Genomic DNA, 24,390 nt, shown 5'->3' on the forward strand with positions numbered 1-24,390 from the left:
TGCTGATCCGGATGCGGAGGCCGTCACGTTGTGTGACGTTAGGTCCCCAGGTAAGCCAACGTCACAACCAGCAGGCCCTTGCCACTTTGGACGGCGGCTGGCCGGCACCGGCGTGGAGGGCCTCGGAGTCCGGGTGTGCGCTTAAACGAGCGGCCACGGGTGACGCATACCGGTGCGGTCGACTGGCAGCACCCCCCGCGAAATCCCAGATCACGGTGCGGAGTTTGAAACCTGCCGAGAAGCACAGTCCGTGGTCCCATAACGTCCAGGACGTTCCGCGGTAGTCGATCGGGGCCCTCGATTCATTATCTTGACGATATCTTCACTATGGCGGACGATCGTGGAATGGAGAATCACGGCGAACACCCCCGCGCAGGTCAGGAATTCCCCGGCGTGGAGGATCAGGCCGAGCGTGCAATGACTGCCGTGGGGGCCCTGGTCCTGCAGCTGCGGCGCGAGGAAGGGCTCAGCATCGGGAACCTGGCGACAGCGGCCGGCCTGAGTCCGGGCCTTCTCAGCCAGATCGAGCGCGGCCAGGGTAATCCGTCACTGACCACGCTGATCAAGCTATCCCAGGCCCTGAAAGTGCCGGTCGGACGCTTCTTTGACACGAAGGAACAGGGCGGGGCGCTGGTGCGGCGCGATGACAGGCGGCGCCTCGAGGTCGCCGAGGACAACCTCATCTATGAGCTCCTGACACCCCACATGAGCGGCCAGCTCGGCATGCTCCGGGCTCAGATCGCGGCCGGATGGGACAATGAGGATGCTCCCTTCAAGCATGCCGGCGAGGAGTGCGTGACCATGGTGCAGGGCCGGCTCCACGTCTGCGTCAACGGAGTGGGGTACGACCTGGAGGAAGGCGATTCGCTGACCTACGACTCCTCGCTGCCGCACTGGTACCGCAACTCAACATCGGAAGACGCGGTGCTGATCGGCGCCATGACGCCGCCGTCGTTCTAGCTGTCGCCGTGTGCGGCGACCGGTGACGCGGCCGTCGACGGCAGGCGCTGCGCGGAGGACGAATACGAGCCTGGGTATTCAATTTAATGAATAAATCGCGCCCAAAGTGTTGACATGAGCGGTAGGTCGACCAAATACTGATGGGACCGCGGAGCGCCAGCCAGCTGCCGGCACCTGCCGCAGCCGGCCACCCAGCCCCGTCCCGTCACCACCCAAGGAACCTGCCCATGACGCCCGCCACCGCACCGGCAACCGCCGTTCCAGCCACCGTCGACCCAGCCACCACCACAGCCCCCAGCGCCGCCGCGCTTGCCTGGTCCAAGAATCTGGTCGCCTTCGACACCACCAGCCGCAATTCCAACCTTGCGATGATTCACAGCATGGCGGACAAGCTTACGGCCCACGGACTCACCCCGGTGATCGTCCCCAGCCCGGACGGCCGCAAAGCCAACCTCTTCGCCACGATTCCGGCCCAGGACGGCACCGTCACCGGCGGCATCATGCTCGCCGGTCACACCGACGTCGTCCCCGTGGACGGGCAGGCGTGGGACAGCGACCCGTTCACGCCGGAGGTCCGCGAGGGGCGGCTCTACGGGCGGGGCACCACGGACATGAAGGCCTTCAGCGGCGCCATCCTGGGCCTCCTGCCCGAGTTCCTGTCCGGTCCGCTGGCGGAACCGCTGCACTTTGCCTGGACCTACGACGAAGAAGTCGGCTGCCACGGCGCCGTCGTCCTGCTGGCCGAGCTCGCCGCCCGCGGGATCCGTCCCCGGTTGTGCTTCGTCGGAGAGCCCACCAGCATGCGCCCCGTCTCGGCGCACAAGAGCAGCCAGCTCTACCGCGTCAGTGTCAGCGGGATCGCCGCCCACTCCTCGATGACCACCACGGGCGTCAACGCCATCGAATACGCGGCCAGGTCCATTGCCTTCATCCGCTCCCTCGCCGATGAACGCCGGCTGTCCGGCCCGTTCGACGAAACCTTCGTGGTGCCCTACACCACGGCCAATGTCGGCGTCGTCAGCGGCGGGGCAGCGGTGAACACCGTTGCCGAAAGATGCGACTTCGAGTTTGAGTTCAGGACCATTCCGGGCGACGACCCGGAGGCGGTGATAGCCCGCATCGAGGACAACCTGGCCGAACTGCGGGCCGAAATCCAGCAGGAGAACCCCTCCGCGGATATCCGCATGGTCCCGCTGGGCACGGTCCCGGGACTCAGCCCCGAGGGCCCGCGCGTCGCACTGGAACTGGCCCAGGACCTCAGCGGCCAGACTGTTGAAGAATCCGTGGTCTACGCCACCGAGGCCGGTCTCTTCCAGCGGGCCGGCATCGACACCGTGGTGTGCGGGCCCGGGAGCATGGACCAGGGCCACACGGCCAACGAATACATCGAACTGACCCAGATCGCCGCCTGCGAGCGTTTTCTCCAGGCTCTCGCCGCCCACCTCGCTACGACCGAACGGACTGCATAGCCATGAGCCATCAAACCGCACCCAGCCTTGGTTCCAGCGGCCAGGTCACCGACACGCGTTCGCCGGCCGCCCTCGCGCTGGAACAAAGCAATGCCCGCAAAGCCGTCGTCGCAGCCTCCATCGGCAACGGGCTCGAATGGTTCGACCTCATCGTCTACGGCACGTTCGCTGTCACCATTTCCAAGCTGTTCTTCCCGACCACGAATGAAACGGCGTCGCTGCTGCTGGCCTTCGCCTCATTCGGGGTGTCGTTCATCATGCGTCCGCTCGGTGGCATCATCATCGGCCGTTATGCGGACAGGGCCGGCCGCAAGGCGGGCATGCTGGTGTCCATCCTTGTCATGTTCGTCGGCACGCTGCTGATTGTTGTGGCACCCACGGCAGCCGCCATCGGCGTCACGGCGAGCATTCTGGTGCTGGTCGCCCGGCTGCTGCAGGGATTCGCCACTGGCGGGGAATTCGGCACGGCCACGGCCTACCTGATCGAGTACGCACCCAGCCGGAAGGCGTTCTACGGCAGCTGGCAGGTTGCTACACAAGGCGGCGGCATCCTGCTGGCCGGAATCTTCGGGTTCGCGCTGAACACCTATCTCAGCACTCAGGCACTCGACTCCTGGGGCTGGCGACTGCCGTTTATCTTCGCGCTGGCCATTGGACCCGTGGGCTGGTACATCCGGTCCAAAATGGAGGAAACGCCCGAGTTCCTGGCCACGGAACGGTCCAAGTCGCCACTGCGGGAGACGTTCATCGGCAACGGCGGCCGGCTCTGGGCCATCGTCGGCGTCGTTTCCCTGGGATCCGTGGGCGTCTACATTGCCCTCTTCATGCCTACCTACGCGATCGTGAATCTCGGGATGCCGAAATCCGTGGCATTCCTCTCCACCCTGATCTTCGGTGTGGTCATGAGCATCGGTTCCCCGTTCATCGGCATGCTTGCCGACAAGGTGGGACCGGCCCGAATCATGACGTGGGCTGCCATTGGGTCCATGGTTGTCGGAATTCCTGCGTTTATGTTGCTCATCGCGGCGCCCGCACTGCCCACTATGATCGTGGTCGAACTGGTGCTCTCGGTGCTGGCCACGGCCTACTTTGCGCCGCTGCCGGCCATCATGTCCTCGATGTTCCCGGCCCGCATCCGCTCAACGGGGCTCTCCCTGGGGTACAACATCGGAGTCACCGTCTTCGGCGGTTTTGCTCCCTTCATCCTGACGTGGCTGATCGGCAGCACCGGTTCTCTTCTGGTGCCGGGCTTCTATCTTGTTGTCGTCGCGGTGATCGCCACTGTTAGCCTGGCCATTTCCCGCAAGGTGTACCGCCAGGCCTGACGTCGGCGGACACGGGTCGTACGGGTTCTGCCTTGGGACGTGCTGGCTCAGGGCAGATCCTGGTTCCAGCCGGGGTGTGGCTGCTGACTACCTTCGGTCCTCCGTCGACTCGGCAGCGATCGGTCTGGGCGTTGTGACGGTTCGTCCGCAGTGCGATCATGGACCTGTGCCCGACATCGAGCGGGGGACAGATTATGGGCTTAGATTCGCTTGAAGCCGACTACCTGATCGTCGGGAGCGGCGCGGTAGGCATGGCATTTGCAGACGTGCTGTTCCACGAGACGGACCACTCCATGATCGTCGTGGATCGCCACCACGCCCCGGGCGGGCACTGGAATGATGCGTATCCCTTCCTGCAGCTGCACCAGCCGTCGGCCACTTACGGAGTGAACTCGCGTGCCCTGGGCGCTGGCATGCGCGACGCGACAGCGCTCAATCTGGGCATGTGCGAACGCGCGAGCAGCGCCGCGATCCTCTTCTATTACGAGCAGCTGATGCGCGAGTTTGTCGCTTCGGGCCGGCTCCGCTATTTTCCGATGTGTGAATATGACGGCGACTTCGAGGACCGACATCTACTCACCTCCCTGACGAGCGGCAAGAAGGTCGAATTCCATGTGCGTGACAAGGTCGTCGACACCTCGTATCTGAACACCGCAGTGCCCTCCGCACAGCCGCCGAAGTATCTGGTGGCCGCCGACGTGAACTGCGTGCCCCCGAATGATCTGCCGCGCGTGAAGCGGCCGCCGACCGGGTACGTGGTGATCGGCGCCGGCAAGACGGGCATCGACGTGTGCCTCTGGTTGCTGGAGAATCTGGTTTCCCCGGATGATATTTGTTGGATCATGCCGCGGGACCCGTGGTTGCAGGACCGGGCGAACGTGCAGCCCGGCGAAGAGTTTTTCGAGCGAACATTTGGGGCGTTCGCGGTTCAGGCAGAAGTAGCGGCGAACGCAGAGACGATCGAAGATGTTTTCGTCCGACTTGAAGACACGGGACAATTGCTGCGATTGAATACCGACGTCACCCCGACCATGTACCACGGCGCCATAGTGTCCTTGGCGGAACTCGGGGTGCTGCGGCAGGTTAGCAACGTTGTCCGCATGGGCCGCATCCGGAGCATTGAGCGCGACCGGATCCTCCTAGAGCGCGGTTCAGTGGAATCAGACCCGGAGCGACTGTATGTTGACTGTTCCGCCATGGGGGTCGAAAAGCGGCCAGCGATTCCGGTGTTCGCTGGCCGGAAGATCACGCCGCAAATGGTCCGGGCACTCCAGCCGACGTTCAGCGGCGCCATGATCGCGCATGTCGAAGTGTCGATCGATGGTGAAGCGGAGAAGAACGAGCTCTGTACACCCATCCCGATGTCGGATGTTCCGGAGGATTGGCTCAGCATGATGCTCATGAATCTGGCCAACCAGGACCGTTGGAGGCGCGATGCCCGGCTCATGGACTGGATCGGGCACTCCAGGCTCGACGGGTTCTCTGGCTTGGCGCGCATGGTCCTGCCGGGCGACACGGAGAAGCTCGCACTACTTCATCGATATGGTCAGGCGGCCTCGTCCGCAGTAGCGAACCTGACACGCCTCATCGCCACCCCTCCACCAGCGCAAACTCGAAGCAGCTGAGTGCTGCAACCATAATTCGTATGACTACGACGCTGGTGGTGTGGGGACGACGGCGGGAGGTCCCTCCGTCGTCCGCTCACCCGGTTCAGTCCTGGCCGCTGAGGTTCCAGTGGATGCGGATGGCCTCAGCAATCGGGCCAGCAGTGACGTCGACCCGGAAAGCAACGGGCGCGGTCCCTGTCTCTTCGATGACCGAGTCACGGTAAACGCGGCCGCACGAGGGACACAGCGTGTAGAGATCCTCATCCGCAGGCCACTTCGCCAGCCCGGCGGGAACCGGGCTGGTGTCTGCGTTGTAGACGGGGACGCCTTGTGAGTTGGCCTGAATCAACCCGCCCTTGCTGACGGTGTTGCCGCACACACAGGTGATGGTGGTGACATCATGATCGATCACTTCGGCGGTTTCAGAGTCCATGATGACCTTCCCGGCGCTGGAAAAGACGTTACGGTATCAGCTTATGCCTGCCGGCCCATGTCATTACCAGCATCGTGGGCAACTGGAGATCCCAGCTCCAGGCCGTACGCTCGGCCCCCTGATGGGCACGAAGTTCATTGGTTCTCTTTCACCCGCATCGGGTGATGACTGCCGCCGCTGAAACCGTTAACTTGGAAACCGTGTGATTGACCGGCCTGTATCGCTTGCGCGACCTCACGAATGGCTCCCGCCGTGTAGCGGACGGCCAGCGGAAGGAGGAGGGATGCTCAACGGAATCGTCACAGGAGCGCCGGGTTGCCGGGAATGAGCGAGCCTACCGCGCCGCCGCCCAGTATCGATCCGCCCACCATCGATCCGGTCGCCGTGATTCGTTCCCGGCCTTACGTCGCCGCGCTCGTGCTGGCAGCGGTCTTGGGTGTTCCCATCTCGGTCATTGCGTATGGTTTTCTCGCTTTGGTCACGGCGGTGCAGCGGTTCGTCTTCGTCGGACTGCCGAATCAAGTCCTCGGGGGTGCTGTGCCTGCGTGGTGGCCGGTTCCGTGGTTGGTGCTGTGCGGGCTGCTGACGGCGTTGACCATCCGGTATTTGCCGGGAACCGGGGGCCACTCACCCGCTTTCGGCTTCAAGACCGGCGGTGGTCCGCCCAGCGGTCGTGAGCTCGCGGGCATCGTTCTCGCGGCGCTGACCACGCTCAGCCTGGGTGCGGTGCTCGGGCCCGAAGGGCCGCTGATCGCGATCGGTGGCGGCCTCGGGGCGCTGGCCGTGCACCTGGTGAAGAAGGACGCCCCGCCGATGTCCCTGACGATCATGGCGTCGGCCGGCAGCTTCACGGCGATCAGTACCCTGCTCGGGTCTCCCGTGCTCGGTGCATTCCTGATCATGGAGGCCGCCGGGATCGGGGGAATCACGCTGAGTCTGGTGGCCCTGCCCGGGCTGCTCGCTTCCGGCGTCGGGGCGCTGGTGTTCGTCGGCCTGGACGGCTGGACCGGGCTGGGCAGCTTCTCGCTGGCGCTGCCCGTGGTGCCGCCTGCGGTGCCGCCGACGGTGGCGACGATGGGCTGGGCGGTGGTCATGGGTGCGGCCGGCGCGCTGCTGGGATGGCTGATCCGCCGGGTCGCCCTGTCGCTTCGGCCGGTCGTGCATCTGAACCGGGTGCTGGTGACGCCTGCGCTCGGCTTGCTGATCGGTCTTGCCGCGATGGCGTACCAGTTGATCTCGGGGCACAGCTTCACGCAGGTGTTGTTCTCGGGGCAGGACGCACTTCCGGAGCTAGTCGAACACGCCGCGGATTACTCGCTTGCGGTGTTGGTCCTGCTGATCGCTTGTAAGACTCTGGTCTACGGCCTCTCGCTGAGCGCATTTCGTGGCGGACCGGTGTTCCCCTCGATGTTCATTGGTGCGGCGCTCGGCATTGCTGCGAGCGGGTTGCCCGGAATGAACTTTGCGGCAGGGATCGGCATGGGCATGGGAGCCATGTGCGCAGCCATGCTGCGGCTGCCAATGACGTCGACGCTGCTGGCCACGCTGCTGCTGGGTGTGGACGGTGTGGCTGTAACACCCCAGGTGGTGGTGGCTGTGGCTGTGGCCTTTGTGATCACCAACGTGCTCCCGGTCCCGGGCACGACGGCGTCAGTGGCCCCTGACGATGCCGGCAAGGTCCAGCATCGGGCTCCCTCGAGGACCGACCATGCGACATAAGATCTCGAGCGCAGGCCGGTTCAGCTCGCCGGGACCCTGTGGTTCAACTGGAGTACGGGAAACGCGGTGCGGGACAATCTCAGCCCTCTGCTTCCTGACCGGCGCGATTCTGATGTTGAGTCCGGAACCCACCGACACGTCCGTAACGCCTGATCAACAGCCTCTGAAGGAGAAGTGATGTCACTAAATTTCCAGCCGGCGGATGCCGACGTGGCCCTGTTTGGCAACCGATTCGTCACCCAGGAGGTACCCAGCCGGGAGTTCCCGGAGACCGGCATTCCTGCCCAGGACGCTTTGCGGCTGGTGGCAGAGGACCTGGCGCTGGAGGGTGATCCCGCCCGGAACTTGGCGACCTTCGTGACCACATGGATGGAGCCGCAGGCCCAGCAGATCATCGCCGCGAACCTGCACCGCAATTTTATCGACCACGCCGAATATCCCCGCACGGCCGAGATCGAGCAGCGCTGCATTCGGATGCTCGCCGACCTCTTCCACGCGCCGGGCGAGACGACGGGAGCCCGGACCCAGGGATCGTCCGAGGCGATCATGCTGGGCGCTCTGTCCCTGAAGTGGAACTGGCGGAAGCGTCGCGAGGCCGCCGGCGCGTCGACGTCGAGCCCGAACCTGGTGTTCGGCGGCGACGTGCATGTCGTGTGGGAGAAGTTCTGCCGCTACTTCGACGTCGAACCACGGATCGTGCCGCTGAAGCCCGGGAAGTACACGATCGGCCCGGACGACGTGCAGGCCCATGTCGATGAGAACACCATCGGCGTCGCAGCCGTGCTGGGTACGACGTTTACCGGCCACAAAGACGACATCGCCGGCATCAACGACATGCTCCTACGGATCAAGCACGAGCAAGGCCTTGATGTGCCATTGCACGTCGACGGGGCCAGCGGGGGGTTTGTCTGGCCCTTCCTCTACCCGGACTCCGAGTGGGATTTCCGGCTCGAACAGGTCCGCTCGATCAATGTCTCCGGGCACAAGTTCGGGCTGGTCTATCCCGGCATCGGATGGCTGATCTTCCGGGAGAAGGCCGACCTGGCCAAGGACCTCGTCTTCGAGGAGAACTACCTTGGCAAGACCGACTCGACCTTCACCCTGAACTTCTCCACCGGTTCGGCGATGGTTATCGCCCAGTACTACAACCTCGTGCGCTATGGCCGTGCCGGCTACACCTACATCATGCGGAACATGCAGACCAACGCCCGCGTCCTCGCCGAGAAGCTGGACGCGATGGGCCGGTTCGAGATCATCGGTGCCGCCGAGGAGCAACTTCCTCTGGTCGCCTTCCGGCTCTCCGCCGACACCGGATACAACGAGTTCGACATCGCCTGGCAGCTCTCGGCCGAGCGCGGCTGGATGGTGCCGGCATACACCCTCCCGCCGAACGCCCAAAACGTGACAATCATGCGGGCCCTGGTCAAGCAAACGATGAGCCGCGAGCACGTCGACACGCTCGCCCGAGACATTGAAGAGGCGTGCGCCACGCTGGCGAAGAAGGGCGGCGCGCACGAATCCGAACGGAACAAGATCGTTACCGGACCCGGCCATTGACGCAGTTCAAATGCTCCCCGGCTTGGCGGTAGATCCGGTCGAGGCCGGCAGTGTCATTCGGCGAGGATGAGGTAGAGCGCGCGGCGCGTTTCATCGATTTTTTCCATCGCGGCCTTTCGCTGTTCCTCGGTGGCCGAAAAGCGGAACTGGTGGATGACCCCCATCAGTTTTCCTACGCTCTGGTGGAACGCCGGGCCGGATCCCTGAGGGTCGACGTTCCACGCGTTCCCCAGCTCCTCTGCGTGATCGGCCACGTAAGCCCTGCCCGCATCGGTGAGCACGAACTCAGTGCGCCGGCTGTCACCTACCGGTTCGATGAGTCCTTCATCAACGAGCTGTTGCAGCGTCGGGTACACGGAGCCCGGACTCGGGCGCCAGGCCCCGGAGGTCTTTTCATCGATTGTCTTGATCAGGCCGTAGCCGTTGGAAGGTGATTCCGCGAGGAGGGAAAGTATTGCCGAACGGACATCGCCCCTGTTGGCCCGGCGCGAACCGCCAGGGCCAAATCCGGGGCCAAAGCCCGGGCCGAATTCTGGCCCAAACCCGCGGCCCGGCCCAAAGCCGCCGTGCCCGTGGGGTCCGCGGCGGCTCCTGCTGCGCCCAAAGCGTCCCAGCGCGGGCCCTTGGTCGGTGCATTTATCGTCGTCTTTCATAACGGCATCGTCCTTCCTCTTCGTCTGGATCTTCATAATGGGCGCCGACTATCGGCGATAGTTAACGATATGTCGGTAACTGTCGCTAATCAAGGGTTTTCCCGCTGCCTGGTGACTTGCCCAGGGAAGCCCTGTCGGTTCGGTGAGCTGTCGGGCTATTCGTTCGGCGCTGTTTCCGCGGCGGCGTCCGATGCTGCTGACGATTCATTGGACGCCTGCCACGTGGTGCCGAGCGCAGCGGTTAGGGCCATGGCGACCAAAGCCGACTTGAGCCCGGTGCTACCGGCGGTGAGCGGGGCGATGGGGCGGTAGATGATCATCGGGTCCTCCTTGGGGTGGTTGTTCCAATAACCACTCTCCAGCGGGGGAGTTGTTGGGGGCTTAGGTAGACCTGTGCTCCGGCTGTGCAAGGGAGCGGGTGGTCCCGGACCTAGGGACGGTGCGGATTAGCCCGGAATGCCAGCGACAATGCGCTCGCCGTTGAAGTATTCGAGCTGCCAGCCGTCAACGGAATGGTGATGGGCCAGGTTGAGCGCGGTGTTGTCGATGCTGTGCAGGGTGCGGCCGATAGCACGGCTGAGGCTCACACGGATAAGCGAGCCGTGGGCGACCACCAGGACGCGGCGGCCACAGAACTCCTCGGCGAGAGCTTCGAGAGCGGCCAGCCCGCGGCGGGCTGCATCATCCACGCTTTCTGCGCCACGGAATCCGTCGGGGATGCGCAGCGCGTCCAGTTCGGGGCCGTCCTGCAAGCCCTCGGCGGGTCCAAAGCTGCGTTCGGTGAGCTCCGGTACCCGGCGGACGAGTCCGAGTCCCAGTCCTGCCGCAATGAGGTCGGCGGTTTCCGCGGCGCGGCTCAGCGGCGACGACACAATCGCGTCCCACTCGTAGCCGGACAGGACGGCGACGGCGTCGCGCGACTGGCCGCGGCCGACGTCGTTCAGTGGAATGTCGGTGGATCCCTGCAGCCGCCGCTGAGCGTTCCAGTCCGTCTGGCCATGGCGGACAAGGGCGAACGACGTGAGGGTCATGCGTTCCATTCTCCACTGGATCCCGGTGGCGGCGTTCTTACGTGGTCCCATGCGCCGCCCCGGACGGCCGGTACTCCGCCGGGGGGCATCCCTGCAGCCGGAACCAGGGCCGTGCCTGGGGGTGCCTAAGGCTCGACCAGTGTCAGGAGTGTTTCCGGACGGACGCCGTCGAATTTCATCGCTTCGGCCGCCTCTTCGGATGCCATGACTCGCTGGAAAGTTTCCATGTCTGGGACTTCGACGATCAGGCCCACACGGTGGTTCTTGGCCGGGTCGATGAACGTTCGAACCGTGATGCCGAGGGGGCCGAAGACGTCTTGCCTTTTTGTTGAACTGAGCCAGTGCTCAACGTCATCGACCTCGTGGAAGATCATTAAAGTTGGCATCGTTCGCCTCTGCTTTCTGGGGTTGCGCCAGGAGCCGGGCTGGATAGGGGGCCCGTTCGGACATCCTGATCACGCTGAACGTACCACGGCCTCGAATGCAGCGGTAGCGGGGGAAAGGTCGACCGTTTGACCCCTCGCAACGGCCACGCGGAAGCCGGAACCGCCAGGGCAACTTAGGATGCGACATCGGCCGCGGCGATCGCCTTGTCCGTGAGGATCGGCATCATCCCGAGCAGTGCGAGGGTCAGCACCCCCATGATGCCGAACATGGCCTGCAGGCCCAGCCATTGGGCCAGCAGACCGCCCGCTGCTGCGCCGAGCGGCATCGTGCCCCACGCCAGCAGGCGGTAGGCGCTGTTGACTCTCCCCAGCAAGCGGTTGGGAGCAATGCGCTGGCGCAGGGACACGGTGATGACGTTCCACAGCATGATCAGCATGCCGCCCACAAAGAGGATGGGGCCTAGAACATGCGGGTTATTGGTCATGGCGGGCGCACCCACCAGCATCGCGCTCCCGAAGACCGTGAGCGCCAGGGACTTCGACCGGCCCAGCCGGGCCTCCGCCCATTCGGAAATGAAGGAGCCAACGAAGGCGCCGAGCGCGGAGGCCGTCAAAAGCACGCCGAACCCCACTTCGGACAGCTTCATTTCTGAAGCCGGGCCCACGGCAAACAGCACCAGGACTGCAAATGCCGCGCTGGATGCGAAGTTGAACACCCCGGTCATCACGGCCAGCGTCCGGAGGATCTTCTGGTTCCAGAGGAACCGCAAGCCCTCGCCGATGTCGAACCGCAGCGTTGTCTTCTGCTCCCGCTCTGTGCGAAAAACTCCCGGAACCAGGAGCAGGCCACCAACGGCCGCGAGCCACAGTGCCGCCGGTACGGCGAGTCCCGCAGTGACGCTGACGGCCACCAGCAACCCGCCCAGCGGCGGGCCCACGAACTGGTTGGCGGTGAGTTCGACGGCGTAGAGGCGGCCGTTGGCGCGCGAGAGCTGATCCCGGTGCACCACCTGGGGCAGGATCGACTGCGCGGAGGTGTCGTAGAGCGTTTCCGCCACGCCCACCATCAGGGCGACAACGTACAAAGCCCAAATGGTGCCGAAATCCAGCAGGATGACGGCGACCAGCAAGGCGGGCAGCATCGCGCGGCTGAGGTTGGCCCACAACATGAGCTTGCGCCGGTCCAGACGGTCGGCCAGGGCTCCGGCAGTCAGGGCGAAGAGAAGCCAGGGAAGCGTCGCTGCAACGCTCAGCCCGGCAACCAGCGTGGGCGACTGGGTGAGCTGAATCGCCAGCAGCGGCAGCGCGATCTTGAAGACGCCGTCCGCGAGGTTGGACAGCCCGGATGAGGTCCACAGCTTCCAGTAGGACGCACCCAGCGGCGCACGGCCGCGTTCTTCCACCTGCACAACGGGACCAGTCATAGCTGAACAATTCCCCATTGATTGAGAAAATTCAAGGGGGTTGAATCCAGTACATCGGTTTGTAGGATGAGTACATGACGGACGCAGAACAGACCAGCGCGGACGGGAAGAAGCCCGCCGCAAGTGCCCGCGAAGTTAAGGCGCTGGCCCATCCGCTGCGCCTGCGGATCCTGCGCCTGTGCGGGCTCCACGAACTGACCAACAAGCAGCTCGCCGACCGGCTGGGCCAGGATCCGGGGACGATGCTCTATCACGTGCGGCAATTGCTCTCGACCGGATTCCTGGAACCCGCAGAGGTCCGCACGGGCGAGAGTGGTGCGCTGGAGAAGCCGTACCGTTCCACGGGGCGGTCCTGGAATCTGGACACCGCACTGCGTGAAGCCGGTCCGGGCGGTCCGCTGGCACCGGTCGAGGCGTTCCGGGAAGAACTGACCGAAGCAGGACCGGATGCGCTCGCCAGCCTCTCACGCTTCGTGCTGCACCTCTCCGAGGCAGAGGCTGAGGACCTCACCACGCGCATCTACGCTGTGCTGAGCGAATACACCGACAGTGACGGGCAGCGATCGGACCAGCCCGCATACGGCGGCATCTTTGTCCTTCACCGGTCGCCAGACTAGGTCACCGGCACCGGCACCGGCACCGGCACCTGTCAGCGGACCGCGGCGAAGCACCTAGTCGAACAGACTCAGCACGGCCTGTGTGAACGCGTCCGGATTCTCCTGCGGAACGTTGTGTCCAATGCCCGGCAGGACGCTTTGGCTGTAGGGGCCGCTGAAGTGGTTTCGGCCTGCCGTCGCCGCGGGGCCGCCGACGCCGTCGTCCCCGCTTTCGAGCACCACCGTGGGGACGGTGATCCGCGGCTCCCGGGCGATCAGGTCCTCGAGCCGCTGGTACCGCGGGTCGCCGTCGGCCAGTCCGTACCGGTGGCGGTAGGAGTGGATGACGACGTCGACGAAGTCCGGGTTGTGCAGGCTCGGGGAGCTGGCGGAAAACGCCTGCTGCGCGCCGCCCCAGCCGGGTGACCAGGTGCGCCACAGCAGCTCGCACAGTTCGTCACGGTTTTGTTCCAGCCCGCGCCGCCCCCGCTCCGAGTGGAAGTAGTACTGGTACCAGTAGCTTCGCTCCCATTCCGGGACTGCAGGCTCGCCGGAGCGTGCGAGGTTGTGCATGTTGTAGCCGCCTGCCGAGACGAGCCCGGTGACGCGTCCGGGCTCCAGTGCCGCCACGATGCACGCCGCCCGGCCGCCCCAGTCGTAGCCCGCAACGACTGCCTGCTCTATGTTGAGGGCATCCATGAAGTCGAGGAGATCCTGCCCAAGGGCAGCTTGTTGACCGGAGCGGATCGTCGTGTGATCGAGGAAACGAGTCGGACCGAAGCCGCGAAGGTACGGCGCGAGCACGAAGGCGCCCTGGCCGGCGAGGATCGGAGCGACGTCGTCGAAGGCCCGGACGTCGTAAGGGAACCCGTGCAGGAGGATGACCGGGGTGCCGCCCGGATCGCCCGCGGACTCGTATCCGATATCCAGGACGGGGGTTTCGATGCGGCCGAAGGATGTAAAGCTCATACTGCCATTCTGGCCCCGCCGACGCGGTGGCCTCAGAACCTGCCGAGGGACGCGCCCGCCGGCCTTCCTGTCAAAACCATTCGCGGCACTTGAGCCCTGAGAGACTGGCGGTTGTGACTGCTCGCCATACCGATGCTTCCTCCGTCTGGCCGGCCATCGAAAAGGCTTGGCCGGATCTGCAGTGGAATGCAGCCGCGTTCGGGCACGGAGCCTTCCACCAGGTTGCCGTTCTCGGCGCGTCTGCCGTAGTGCGCCTATCGCGCGGAGCCGGCCACGCGGCCCGGACACAGGGCGAGCACCGTAACCTCACGGCATTGGAAGGTCTCCATCTGCCTTTCCGTATCCCGGTGGCCTTGTCCCAACCGCTTTCGGCGCGGTCATGGTCTGCACAGCTGTGCAGCCTCGTCCCCGGCGAACATCGCGCTGACCTCTCCTGGGAGGAAGCCAGAGGGCCGCTGGACTTTCTGCTGAGCGGGCTCCGGGAAGCTGCCATTCCTGGCGGTGCGCTCCGGCCGGTCAGGCAATGGTGCGGAGGGCAGCAGTGGGCCGCCGTCGTCGACCGGATCATCCAGCCCTTAGGCAGAGCCGCAAGAACCGCTGCCACTCGGACTGTCACGAGGGTGTTGGCAGAGGAAGCAGGGGTTGAGCCCTCACTCGTGCACGGCGACTTCGGCCTGCACAACATCATGTGGAAGGGAGCTGAACTGTCCGCAGTCATTGACTTCGACAACGCCTGCATTGGGGATCCAGCCCTTGACCTCGCACCCCTCATCGGGACTTTCGGGTCCGCCCGCGTCGCTGACATCGCGGACACGGAAACGATCGCCAGGGCCAGAGTCCACCGGGCTTCACTGCCGCTGCAGGTTGCCGCCGCTGCCGACCTGATCAACGACAGGAAGCTCAGGGACTTCGCGCTCTCGAACTTCCAGACGCGGTTTGACGCCGGCACCCTCCAGGATCCACATCAGGCATCCTGGTGAGTCTCCGCGCCATCCCTGTCTATTCCCCAAAAGCCCCTCGCAGCCTGCAGGAATGTATGGTTTCATGACTTGAAATCGGACGGTTCAATCCGGACATCAGCTCGCCCAGGCTTGAACGTCGAACGTAGCCCCTGGAAGTACACAGAGGAGAGCACGATGAGCAGCGACCACGCGAAACCTGAAACCAAAGGAGTTACCGCGGAGCTACTTTCCACGGTTGACCTTGGCCCTGAGATCGAGGGCATGGCAGGGCGCCAGCTTCGAATGCGCATGGTTACCATCGAGCCGGGAGGCGTCTACGGCCCGATCCACGACCATAAAGACCGCCCGGGCATCGTCTACATCCTGCAAGGGACGATCACCGACCACCGGAACGGAGTCGCGACGGACTATGGGCCGGGGGTGGGCTGGCCGGAGGACCGGGACACCACCCACTGGCTTGAGAACAGAGGAACGGTTCCGGCGTTGGAGATCTCGGTCGACATAGTCCGGCAAGAGTAAGAAGGAGTACAGGCGGCGTCACCAGATCCGTCACCCCAGGGCCGGCGTTGCGGCCCGTGACCTTTTCACTGTGGCCAGGAGGATCACTCCGGCGACCGCCGTCGAGCCAGCCAGGATGAATGCGACGAGTGCCGGCAGCGGGGCGGTGTCGGCTTCTCCGAGGATGATGATGCCGATGGTTACGGCTACGAGGGGATCGATGACTGTCAGCCCGGCGACGACGAGTTCGGGTGAGCCCCGGGTGTGCGCGTTCTGGACCAGGAACGTTCCGGACAGTGCGGCAATGACCAGCCCCGCCAGGCAAGCCAAAGAGAGCCATTCGAAGTCGCCCTCGAACAACCTGGCGATGACGGTCTTGGCCAGGGCCGCGACGAACCCGAACAGGATCCCGGCGCCGGAAGTAAAGACGATGGCGCCCCACCGGTGCCGCCAGAGACCGAAACCGGTGCCAATTGCCGCGAGGACGATGCCCAGGAGGGCCAGAATCGTGATGAGGTGCCGGTCGCTGATCTCAACGTCCTGAGCGGACACGGCGGCGATGGCCACGAACACCCCTACTCCGCCTACACACAAAGCAACGGCTGCCAGTGCCCGGCGGCCCGGGGACCTGCGGGTGGTCCGGGCGGTGGCCAACGTGGTTACCACCAAGGCGATCGCGCCGATGGGCTGCACGACGATCAGGGGGGAGAACCTCAGGCTTGTCAGCTGCAGGAGAATCGCCACACCGAGCATGGCTGTCCCTCCCAGCCATACTGGTTTCCGCAGGAGGGCCTGCAGGCGTCCTCCACCCATGCTTCCGGCGGCCCGCCCGGGTACCGCACCCTGGTCTTCGATGCTTTTGTGCTGGAGGAGTGTTCCAAGCGCGAGCAGGACCGCCCCGGCGGCGGCGATCGGGATGCCAAGCCAGTGATAGGACGCCAGCGCCGGCACGGCCGCAGATTCGATCATGACCTGACCTTACCGAACCTGGCCGGGTGTACCTGACCGTGCTTGCCCGTCAGCCCTCCTGCCGGTGCTGCTCCAGGACATCCCGGGCGGTGGTCCACTTCCCGGCTGCCGTACCGGTCGTTGCTGATGTGGTGAAGGCTCGCGTCCCTGCTGAACATGCTGGCGAAGTACTGCATGCCCTGCCAGGGTCCGTGCCGTGACCTGGTCCCCCGGCGATCTGGAGGACGAGGGGCGCCTGGTGCGGGAGAACAGGATCATGGGCGCCTGCCCGGAGAGCATGTCGGGAGCCGTTGTGGTTGCGGCGCAACTGGGCCACCATGATCGTATGGATGCTGAAACAACTCAGGCGGCGGAACTGAGCCTTCCCCAGGCTTTCCTGCTGTTGGCAACGAACGACAAAGACGGCACTCCGGAAGTGCCGGTTTTCGCCCTCAGGACCACTTTGGCAGGGGCAATACTGGCCGAGTTGGAGCTGCTTGGTGCGGTCGCGCTGCAGGGCAAGCACGTCAGGGCCACCGGCGCTGCCCCGCCGACGGAGTTCCAGCGCGAGCTGGAACTCATCCGTGGCAAATCGCGGCCCCACACTCCCAAACGGTGGGTCTCCATGCTGGAAGGCCGTGCCGAAGTGCAGCGTGTCTACGAGGGGATGGCGGCACGGGGCATCGTGGAACCTGTTGGCGAAAAACACCTTGGTCTGTTCAAGTCCACGCGGTACCCGGAGAAGGATCACGGCCCGAAGGCTGCGCTCCTTCAAAAGCTCGAAGCAGCACTCAGCGGTGCGCCGTCGGAACCCGAGAAGTCTGAGGCCCAGGCGTCTACTACCGCTGCACCTGAGGCCAAGGCCTCTGATGCCGCTGCTCCTGGGGCCCAGTCGCCTGACGCCAAGACACCGGATGCCAAGGCTCCGGTTTCCACGGCGTCCGATGCCCGGACCACGGCGCTGATCGCCCTGCTCCATGCCGCCGGGCTGTTCGGCAAGCTGTTCCCGGCAGCGGATCGGACCCGGGCGGGGGAGCTGGCGAAGGATTACTGGCCTACCCGCGCAGTGGAGGACGAACTGCGAATGATCAGACTGGCGCAGGAAGAGGCAGCAACCCTTTGATGGCACCCGAAAACCCGTCCCGGGGACGGAAGGGGCGCACGGTCAGGTAGCGGATTCACCCGGGCGTAGCCGGTTTCGGCGGCGGACGGAGATCAGGTCGGCGATGACTGCTCCGATCAGTGCAAGGGTGAACGGTGAGGTGGCACCGTTGATGAGACTGAACAAAGCGATCGGCTGCGGCTCCCCATCCATCGGGACTGGCCGAAGAGCGTTGGCGCCGGCGAAGACAGCCGCGGCCAGGACAACGAGAGTCTCAACCCGCGGCGCCCCGGTGCGGGCCGCCACCCTGTACCCCAGAACCGCGGCCACGGCAAGAAGCACGAATGCGGCCCGCACCATATACGGCACCCATGCACCCGCAACGGGGATCGGACGCGCGTCCAACGCCAGCAGCGGAGCGTAAATCTCCGATAGCTGCTTCGACCCTAAGCTTCCGTCCGGCGATTCGGTAGGGGGCGGGTCGGCGCCGGCCTTCAGGATCCGACGGGCTCGGTGGCCAGGTTTCGCTTGAGGATTTTGCCGCTGGGCCCGAGGGGGAGCTCCGAGAGCAGCCTGATGACGCGCGGATACTTGTACGCGGCGAGCTGGGCGCTGGCGAATTCCATCAGCTCCGCCGCGGTGGCGGTGGCTCCCGCGTCGAGCACGATCGCGGCCGCAACCTCCTGGCCGTGGACGTCGTGCGGGATTCCGTAGACGGCGGCGCTGACCACCTCCGGGTGGGTCAGCAGGATTTCCTCGACCTCGCGGGGGTAAACGTTGTAGCCGTTCCGGATGATCATGTCCTTTTTGCGGTCAACGATTCTCAGGTAGCCGTCGTCGTCCTTAGTGCCGAGGTCCCCGGTGCGGAACCAGCCGTCGACGATCGCCTCGGCCGTGGCCTCCGGGCGGTTGAGGTAGCCCTTCATCAGCAGGTGTCCGCGGATGACAAGCTCGCCCAGCTCGCCCGGGGGCAGCAGCTCGATGCTCTCGACCGTTTCGGCGCGGGCAATTTCGATGTCGACGCCCCAAATGGCGACCCCGATGGTGCCGGGCCGCGGCGGGGTGCCGACGTGGTTGAATGCGGCAACCGGGGAGGTTTCGGTCAGGCCGTAGCCCTCATGGATTTCCACCCCGAAGGCATCGCGGAACTTGTCCATCACGGCCAGCGGGAGGGACGCACCGCCGGAGATGCCGTAGCGGAGGGCCGCCGGGCGGACATCGGTGGCCTTGGCCGCCTCGATGAGCGCCACATACATGGTGGGCACCCCGAGGAAGATGTTGACGTTGTGCCGCGCCATCAACTGCAGGGCACCCTCGCCGCTGAAGCGGGGCATCATGACGATGGTGGCGCCCGCCCGCAGCCCCGCGTTGAGAACGACCGTCTGGCCGAAGGTGTGGAAGAGCGGCAGCCCGCCGAAGAGGACGTCGCCCGGCTGGAAGTCCATGACGGACGTCAGAATGACGGACGTCTGTTCCACCAGGGCGAAGTGGGTGCCGAGGGCGCCCTTGGGCTTGCCGGTGGTGCCGGAGGTGTAGAGGATGGTGGCTGTGTCCGAGGGTCGGCACGGGACGTACGTGCGGATTGGCTCGGCCGCGGCGGCCTCGGCTTCGAGCCGCGGCAGCCCGCCGTCGTCGGGCGCCATCACAGTCAGGAGGTCGGTCCCGGTTGCGGCGGCACCGGCAGCGCCTTCCTTCAGGAGCGGAGCGGCGCAGATCAGCATCGTGGCGCCGCTGTCCTGGAGCACGTATTCGATTTCGCGTGCCTTGAGCAGGGCGTGCACCGGAACCACAATGGCGCCCAGCGACAGGACCGCGAAATAGACGCGGGCGAAGTCCGCAACATTGGGGATCAGCACGGCAACGGCATCGCCGGGGCCGATCCCGCGGGCCCGCAGTGCCCCGGCGTAGGCGCGGGTCTCACGCCAGAGGTCGCCGTAGCTGGTTTCCTCCTCACCGACAATCAGCGCGGTGCGGTCCGGGGTCCTTCGAGCGGACTCGGCCAGGATGGCTGCGACGGAGATGGTTCCGAAGCCCTCTTCGGGATTGTTGGTATTCATGGCCTGCTTCTTCGTAGGGATGGTCATGCCTTCAGGATCAGGGCGTCGCCCTGGCCGCCGCCGCCGCAGAGCGCGACGACGCCGGTGCCTCCGCCCCGGCGCTTCAGCGCCAGGGCCTGGTGCAGGACCAGGCGCGCGCCCGAAGCCCCTACCGGATGCCCGAGGGCGATGGCGCCACCCTCGGCGTTGATGTCCTCCGGCTCGATGCCCAGGTCCTTGGCGGACTGGATGAGCACGGACGCGAAGGCTTCGTTGATCTCGACGAGATCAAGGTCCTGCGCGGTGAGGCCCTCCCGCTTGAGGGCGAGTTCAATGGCGCGGGCGGGTTGGGAATGCAGCGACCCGTCGGGTCCCGCAGTCTGGCCGTGGGCACCGATTTCGGCGATCCATTCGAGCCCCGCCGCTTCGGCTGCCGCTTTGCTGGCGATCACCAGGGCCGCGGCACCATCGGAGAGCGGGGAGGAGGACCCTGCGGTAATGGTCGCCGTGGCGTCCTTTGAGAACGCGGGACGGAGCTGTGCCAGGGATTCGGCGGTGGTCCCCGGGCGGATACCCTCGTCGTGCTCGAGCGTCAGCGCGGGCCCCTTGCGCTGGGGAACGTCGATCGGGGCGATTTCCTCGGCGTACACGCCGGCTGCGCGTGCCGCTTCGGCCCGCTGGTGGGACCGGGCTGCGACGGCGTCCTGCCCGGCCCGGGCGATGCCGCGTTCGGCGTTCCCGGCATCCGTGGCCTCGCCCATCAGCTGGCCGCTGACCGGATCCTGCAGCCCGTCCCGGTTCAGCGAGTCCAGCATCGGAGCGTCCCCGATGACGACGCCGGCCCGGAGGCCGGGAACCAGGTGTGGTGCGTTGGTCATGGATTCCTGGCCGGCCGCAACGATGAAGTCGGCTTCCCCGGCGCGGATCATCCGGGCTGCGTCAATCACGGCGGTCAGGCCGGAGAGGCAGAGCTTGTTGATGGTCACGGTGGGCACGTCCCAGCCGATTCCGGCGGCCAGGCTGGCCTGCCGCGCGGGGCCTTGTCCTGCCCCGGCCTGGATGACCTGGCCGACGATGACGGCATCAATCTGTTCGGGGGAGACGCCGGCGCGGTCCAGCGCGGCGCGGATGGCGTGGGCGCCCAGTTCGGTGGAGGAGAAGGGCGTGAGGCCGCCGCGGAAGCGTCCGAAGGGTGTCCGGGCGCCGCCGAGGATGACGGGGATATTGGCATTCTGGTTCAAGAGAGTCCTTTCAGGGTGGGCAGGTTCAGCGTGGATCAGGCGAAGGCGGAGATTCCGGTGATCCCGCGGCCGATGATGAGCGCCTGCATTGTCTCGGTGCCTTCATAGGTGTGGATGGCCTCGATGTCGGCGAGGTGCCGGGCGACGCGGTTTGCCAGCAGGATGCCGTTGCCGCCGAGGAGGTCCCGGGCGTTGGAGGCTATGCCGCGGGCAATGCGGGTGCAGGTGTATTTCGCGAGTGACGCCTGTTCGGGGGTGAGTGCCCCTTCTTCGTCGAGGCGGGTCATCTGAACCACCATCAGCTGCATGGTGGCCAGTTCGCTGAGCATCCGGGCGAGTCGTTCCTGCACGATCTGGGAGGCGGCCAGTGGCCGGCCGAACTGCATGCGCTGCTTGGCGTACTGGACCGCGGTTTCGTAGCAGGCGGTGGCATGCCCGACGGCGGACCAGGCGACCCCCAGTCGGGTGGCCAGCAGCACCCGGGCGGTGTCCTTGAAGGACCGCGCCCCGGGCAGCACATTTTCCTGCGGGACGAACACGTTCTCCAGCCGGATGTGGGCCTGCCAGATGGCACGCAGGGCCAGCTTGCCTTCAATTTTCGTCGCGGTGTAGCCGGGGGAGTCCTGCGGCACCAGATAGCCGTGGACCTGGCCGTCCTCGCCCCTGGCCCAGACCACGCAAACCCCGCCGACGGAGCCGTTGCCGATCCACTTCTTCTCGCCGTTGAGCAGGAAGCCGCCGGCCGTGCTGGTGGCCGTGGATTCCAGGGCCACCGCGTCCGAGCCGTGGGTGGGCTCCGTCAGCGCGAAGGCGGCGAATTCCTTGCCGGCGGCAACCGCGGGGAGCCAGCGCTGCTGCTGTTCGGCAGATCCGCACTCGGCTATGGAGCGCAGGGCGAGACCGCCCTGGACCGCGATCATGGTGGCCACAGAGCCGTCGCCGCGGCTGATTTCCATGTTCACCAGGCCGGCTGCCATCCTGCTCATCGGGGGGAAGCCGTCCACCTGGACCCCGTCCCGGAGCAGATCCAGCTCACCCAGGCGCCCGACCAGGTGCACGGGGTAATCGGCGCGCTCCCAGTAGCCGTCGATGACGGGAAGGACCTCGTCCTGGACGAAGCGGCGGGCGCGGTCCCAGTACTCGCGGTCACCGTCGCTGATACCGGCAAACACGGACGCAGGATCCGTGCCCAGGGCCTCGGTCAGGACATAGTCGGGTTCTACGGTGCCGACTGGAAATTCAGCCCCGGCCCCGGTTGCGGTGAACCCGGCGGTCGACGTCGTCGTCATCTGTTTGTCCTCTGTCTCGGCGTGGGGACCTGGCGGCCCGCGTGCTGTGGCTCACGCCACACCAACTAAGGATGCATTGGAACGCGGTTCCACGTCAAGAAACTCAGTTCCACAAGGCCGCTGTCAGGGCAGGGCGTCGCGGACGGCCTGCACTATTGCGTCTTTGTCGGCGCCCGCGGCCAGAACGGTCACGACGACGGCCGGGGCCGCCTGCGCGGGGGTGCCGGTGCCGAACAGCGCCGGCCGGAAGATCTCCGAGAGCGCCCGAAGTTCGTTCGCGAGCGCGCCTGATGTGTCCCGGCCAGCAATCCCTGATTCCAGTGGTGCGGGTGCGGATTCCCGTGGTGCGGAGCGGAGCCAGCGCCGGAGGAAGGCGTTGTGCACGGCGACCGCGGCTGCGGCGAAGGCGACGGCCGTGTATTCCCGATGCTCGACGTCCGGGAGTCTATCCAGCAGGTGCAGCAGGAATGCCCTCTCGTACCGGTGCGAGGTGACAAGTTCCCGGTCCCGGAGCGCCGGCACGGCCTGCATCAGCTCATAGCGCGCGCGGGACGTTTCGGGGTTGCGCAGGTGGTGGTTGAAAACCAGCAGCGCCGCGTCCTCGATCGCCGAGAGCGGTTCCTGCATCGTTTCCGCCAGCCGCTCGGTCACCTGCCGCAGGATCCGCTCGTGGTCAGCGAAAACCACGTCCTCCTTTGACCCGAACTTCCGGAAGAAGGTGCTGCGGCTCATGCCCGCGGCGTCCGCGAGATCGTCAACTGACGTTGCGTCGTAGCCCTGCCTGGCCAACAGCCCGATGGCGGCGGCGGCAGGCCTGTCGGCATCGTGGCTTGTCGGGTGCGAGATCATGGGCCGAAATGTAGCACAACCGCTGGTGCCGCCTGGGCCCCCAGCGGTCCCAGGGTGCTACTCCAGGAGCCCGCCGCTGGCCCAGCGACGCACCGCGAGCTTCTCGGCGGCGTCGAACTCCAGGAGTGCCACCCGGCAGAGTTCTTCCACGTTCGCGGTCCAGGCTGCTGCCAGGCCTGCTGCAGTCGCCTCGTCGTTGAGCTGGAAATTGGCGTAGGCGAGGCCCTGAAGGACAAAGTTCACAGCGTTGCGGGAGACCGGCTGGCCCGCGCTGACGCAATCATCCCGCACAAGCCGGGACAATTCGGTGCGGTTGAGCGGATGCTCACGAAGCCTGGCGGCCATGGCCAGGAACACCTGCCGGAACTGGGCAGCGGAAAGTGCGGGAACATCCGTCACCCTGGTGACCTGCTCCTCGATGCCGGGCTGCAGGTCAGCCGGGGCCGGAAGATCCTCGCTCGAAAACCGCTTGGCGTCCCAGACCCAACCGCCTTGGGCCGGAGAATATTCGACGCTTTGGCCGATCTGCGCCACCCACGTCCCAAACTTTCCGAAGCCTCCCCAGTCCGTCTTCAGGGACGGGTCTGCTGTGAGGGCCCGGTGCGCCACCATCGCGCCGACCACCGGTCCCGGAGCCTTGCGGACAAACTCCAGGACCTCACGGACCGCAGGCGAGACTGCCTTGGATTTCGACGTCGCCGCGGCCGGGACGTGCTGCGGCTTCGGGGACGCGAGGGTGTGAAGTGGTTCCACCGTTGTGCCGTTGAGGATTGCCACGAAGTCGTGGGACTCCACCACGTGGTCCGCCATCTCCCGGTACGCGAAGGCCACGGCGCCGGCTGCGATGACTGTGGTCATCCGGTCGGCGGCCCGGAAGCGCTGGATCAGCGACGTGAAGTCTGCGTCGGCGGAGGCGATGAAGAACTCGTCGATGCCACCGCTGCCGGAGAGTGCGTCCATTGCATCGAGCACCAGGTTGATGTCCGTGCTGCTCTTTCCCCGCTGGGTCAGCGACGGGCAGTCGATGACGCGGAACCCTGCCCGGGTCCAGTAGGTCCGGTACTTCGAGTACACCACCGGGTTGAGATAACAGTTGCGGATCAGGAAGCGCCGGGATTCCTCGCCGGTGCCGCCGTCGGCCAACGCCTCCGTCCAGTGCTTGGGATCCTCAGCGAACCGCTTGGCGGCGGCAGGGTCCAGGGCCATCAGGCCGGTGTAGACGTTGTCGAAGTCAACGAACATCGCGGCGCGGATGCCGGGCCGCCCGGACCGGGGGAGAGGATCACTCATCGGCTCAGTGTGCCAGCAAGAGCGCGGGAGGGACCAGATGTGACGC

The 24,390-nt window shown here is 65.7% G+C and carries 24 protein-coding genes; 10 read left to right on the top strand and 14 right to left on the bottom strand.

The genetic code is table 11. The features are described from left to right. Positions 1–345 precede the first annotated feature (345 nt). From AC1MFL_RS11280 to AC1MFL_RS11295, 4 genes are all read left to right on the top strand, one after another. On the top strand, positions 346–960 hold the full coding sequence (locus AC1MFL_RS11280; RefSeq protein ID WP_479809779.1) for a helix-turn-helix domain-containing protein: 615 nt from the start codon (positions 346–348) through the stop codon (positions 958–960). Positions 961–1,187: 227 nt separating this feature from the next. Next, positions 1,188–2,429 carry an acetylornithine deacetylase gene (gene argE / locus AC1MFL_RS11285; protein ID WP_479809780.1) on the top strand — a complete coding sequence of 414 codons (1,242 nt, stop codon included), beginning with the start codon at positions 1,188–1,190 and terminating at the stop codon, positions 2,427–2,429. Positions 2,430–2,431: 2 nt separating this feature from the next. After that, positions 2,432–3,754 carry an MFS transporter gene (locus tag AC1MFL_RS11290; protein ID WP_479809782.1) on the top strand — a complete coding sequence of 441 codons (1,323 nt, stop codon included), beginning with the start codon at positions 2,432–2,434 and terminating at the stop codon, positions 3,752–3,754. Between the two features lie 194 nt (positions 3,755–3,948). Next, entirely contained in the window at positions 3,949–5,379 is a 1,431-nt protein-coding gene (locus tag AC1MFL_RS11295) for an NAD(P)-binding protein (protein ID WP_479809783.1), read from the top strand. Positions 5,380–5,464: 85 nt separating this feature from the next. Here AC1MFL_RS11295 and AC1MFL_RS11300 read toward each other — a convergent pair whose 3' ends face one another. Continuing rightward, on the bottom strand, positions 5,465–5,794 hold the full coding sequence (locus AC1MFL_RS11300) for a hypothetical protein (RefSeq protein WP_479809785.1): 330 nt from the start codon (positions 5,792–5,794) through the stop codon (positions 5,465–5,467). 324 nt (positions 5,795–6,118) lie between these two features. Between AC1MFL_RS11300 and AC1MFL_RS11305 the strand changes: the two genes are divergently transcribed. Both AC1MFL_RS11305 and gad read left to right on the top strand, forming a co-directional pair. Next, entirely contained in the window at positions 6,119–7,513 is a 1,395-nt protein-coding gene (locus tag AC1MFL_RS11305; protein WP_479809787.1) for a chloride channel protein, read from the top strand. A 177-nt stretch (positions 7,514–7,690) separates the two neighbouring features. Further along, positions 7,691–9,070, top strand: coding sequence for a glutamate decarboxylase (gene gad, locus AC1MFL_RS11310; protein ID WP_479809789.1), 1,380 nt, complete (start codon positions 7,691–7,693; stop codon positions 9,068–9,070). Between the two features lie 53 nt (positions 9,071–9,123). On the opposite strand, the gene AC1MFL_RS11315 is transcribed toward gad, so the two are convergent. From AC1MFL_RS11315 to AC1MFL_RS11335, 5 genes are all read right to left on the bottom strand, one after another. Further along, entirely contained in the window at positions 9,124–9,723 is a 600-nt protein-coding gene (locus tag AC1MFL_RS11315; protein WP_479809791.1) for a PadR family transcriptional regulator, read from the bottom strand. A gap of 155 nt (positions 9,724–9,878) precedes the next feature. Next, positions 9,879–10,043 (bottom strand): hypothetical protein, encoded by a 165-nt coding sequence (locus AC1MFL_RS11320; protein WP_479809792.1) that lies wholly within the window; start codon positions 10,041–10,043, stop codon positions 9,879–9,881. Between the two features lie 126 nt (positions 10,044–10,169). After that, positions 10,170–10,754, bottom strand: coding sequence for a histidine phosphatase family protein (locus AC1MFL_RS11325; RefSeq protein ID WP_479809794.1), 585 nt, complete (start codon positions 10,752–10,754; stop codon positions 10,170–10,172). 125 nt (positions 10,755–10,879) lie between these two features. Beyond that, a complete protein-coding gene (locus AC1MFL_RS11330; RefSeq protein ID WP_479809796.1) occupies positions 10,880–11,140 on the bottom strand; it encodes a hypothetical protein in 261 nt (86 codons plus the stop codon). A 173-nt stretch (positions 11,141–11,313) separates the two neighbouring features. Continuing rightward, positions 11,314–12,564: an MFS transporter gene (locus AC1MFL_RS11335; RefSeq protein WP_479809798.1), complete on the bottom strand. Its 1,251-nt coding sequence runs from the start codon at positions 12,562–12,564 to the stop codon at positions 11,314–11,316. Between the two features lie 74 nt (positions 12,565–12,638). Between AC1MFL_RS11335 and AC1MFL_RS11340 the strand changes: the two genes are divergently transcribed. Continuing rightward, positions 12,639–13,181: an ArsR/SmtB family transcription factor gene (locus AC1MFL_RS11340; protein ID WP_479809800.1), complete on the top strand. Its 543-nt coding sequence runs from the start codon at positions 12,639–12,641 to the stop codon at positions 13,179–13,181. Between the two features lie 54 nt (positions 13,182–13,235). Here the strand turns inward: AC1MFL_RS11340 and AC1MFL_RS11345 are convergent, their stop codons facing one another. After that, entirely contained in the window at positions 13,236–14,129 is an 894-nt protein-coding gene (locus AC1MFL_RS11345) for an alpha/beta fold hydrolase (RefSeq protein WP_479809802.1), read from the bottom strand. Between the two features lie 113 nt (positions 14,130–14,242). Between AC1MFL_RS11345 and AC1MFL_RS11350 the strand changes: the two genes are divergently transcribed. After that, on the top strand, positions 14,243–15,109 hold the full coding sequence (locus AC1MFL_RS11350) for a phosphotransferase family protein (protein ID WP_479809804.1): 867 nt from the start codon (positions 14,243–14,245) through the stop codon (positions 15,107–15,109). Positions 15,110–15,265: 156 nt separating this feature from the next. Then, a complete protein-coding gene (locus tag AC1MFL_RS11355) occupies positions 15,266–15,610 on the top strand; it encodes a cupin domain-containing protein (RefSeq protein ID WP_479809806.1) in 345 nt (114 codons plus the stop codon). Between the two features lie 30 nt (positions 15,611–15,640). Here AC1MFL_RS11355 and AC1MFL_RS11360 read toward each other — a convergent pair whose 3' ends face one another. After that, complete coding sequence (locus AC1MFL_RS11360) at positions 15,641–16,558, bottom strand: DMT family transporter (RefSeq protein ID WP_479809808.1); 918 nt, start codon at positions 16,556–16,558, stop codon at positions 15,641–15,643. A 196-nt stretch (positions 16,559–16,754) separates the two neighbouring features. On the opposite strand from AC1MFL_RS11360, the gene AC1MFL_RS11365 reads away from it, so the two are divergent. Next, the gene (locus AC1MFL_RS11365) at positions 16,755–17,660 is read left to right on the top strand and encodes a GOLPH3/VPS74 family protein (protein ID WP_479809810.1); all 906 of its coding nucleotides are present in this window, start codon (positions 16,755–16,757) and stop codon (positions 17,658–17,660) included. A gap of 42 nt (positions 17,661–17,702) precedes the next feature. Here AC1MFL_RS11365 and AC1MFL_RS11370 read toward each other — a convergent pair whose 3' ends face one another. The 6 genes from AC1MFL_RS11370 to AC1MFL_RS11395 all read right to left on the bottom strand — a co-directional run bounded on the left by AC1MFL_RS11370 (position 17,703) and on the right by AC1MFL_RS11395 (position 24,344). Next, on the bottom strand, positions 17,703–17,999 hold the full coding sequence (locus tag AC1MFL_RS11370) for a hypothetical protein (RefSeq protein WP_479809811.1): 297 nt from the start codon (positions 17,997–17,999) through the stop codon (positions 17,703–17,705). A gap of 134 nt (positions 18,000–18,133) precedes the next feature. Continuing rightward, positions 18,134–19,723 (bottom strand): long-chain-fatty-acid--CoA ligase, encoded by a 1,590-nt coding sequence (locus tag AC1MFL_RS11375; protein WP_479809813.1) that lies wholly within the window; start codon positions 19,721–19,723, stop codon positions 18,134–18,136. Then, positions 19,720–20,916 (bottom strand): acetyl-CoA C-acetyltransferase, encoded by a 1,197-nt coding sequence (locus AC1MFL_RS11380; protein WP_479809815.1) that lies wholly within the window; start codon positions 20,914–20,916, stop codon positions 19,720–19,722. The genes AC1MFL_RS11375 and AC1MFL_RS11380 overlap by 4 nt, the downstream gene beginning before the upstream one ends. Before the next feature lie 35 nt (positions 20,917–20,951). Further along, on the bottom strand, positions 20,952–22,205 hold the full coding sequence (locus AC1MFL_RS11385) for an acyl-CoA dehydrogenase family protein (RefSeq protein WP_479809817.1): 1,254 nt from the start codon (positions 22,203–22,205) through the stop codon (positions 20,952–20,954). 123 nt (positions 22,206–22,328) lie between these two features. Beyond that, positions 22,329–23,054, bottom strand: coding sequence for a TetR/AcrR family transcriptional regulator (locus AC1MFL_RS11390; RefSeq protein WP_479809818.1), 726 nt, complete (start codon positions 23,052–23,054; stop codon positions 22,329–22,331). Between the two features lie 57 nt (positions 23,055–23,111). Beyond that, positions 23,112–24,344 carry an NYN domain-containing protein gene (locus tag AC1MFL_RS11395; RefSeq protein ID WP_479809820.1) on the bottom strand — a complete coding sequence of 411 codons (1,233 nt, stop codon included), beginning with the start codon at positions 24,342–24,344 and terminating at the stop codon, positions 23,112–23,114. Positions 24,345–24,390: the final 46 nt, after the last annotated feature.

The organism is Arthrobacter sp. BG3 (assembly GCF_056680185.1).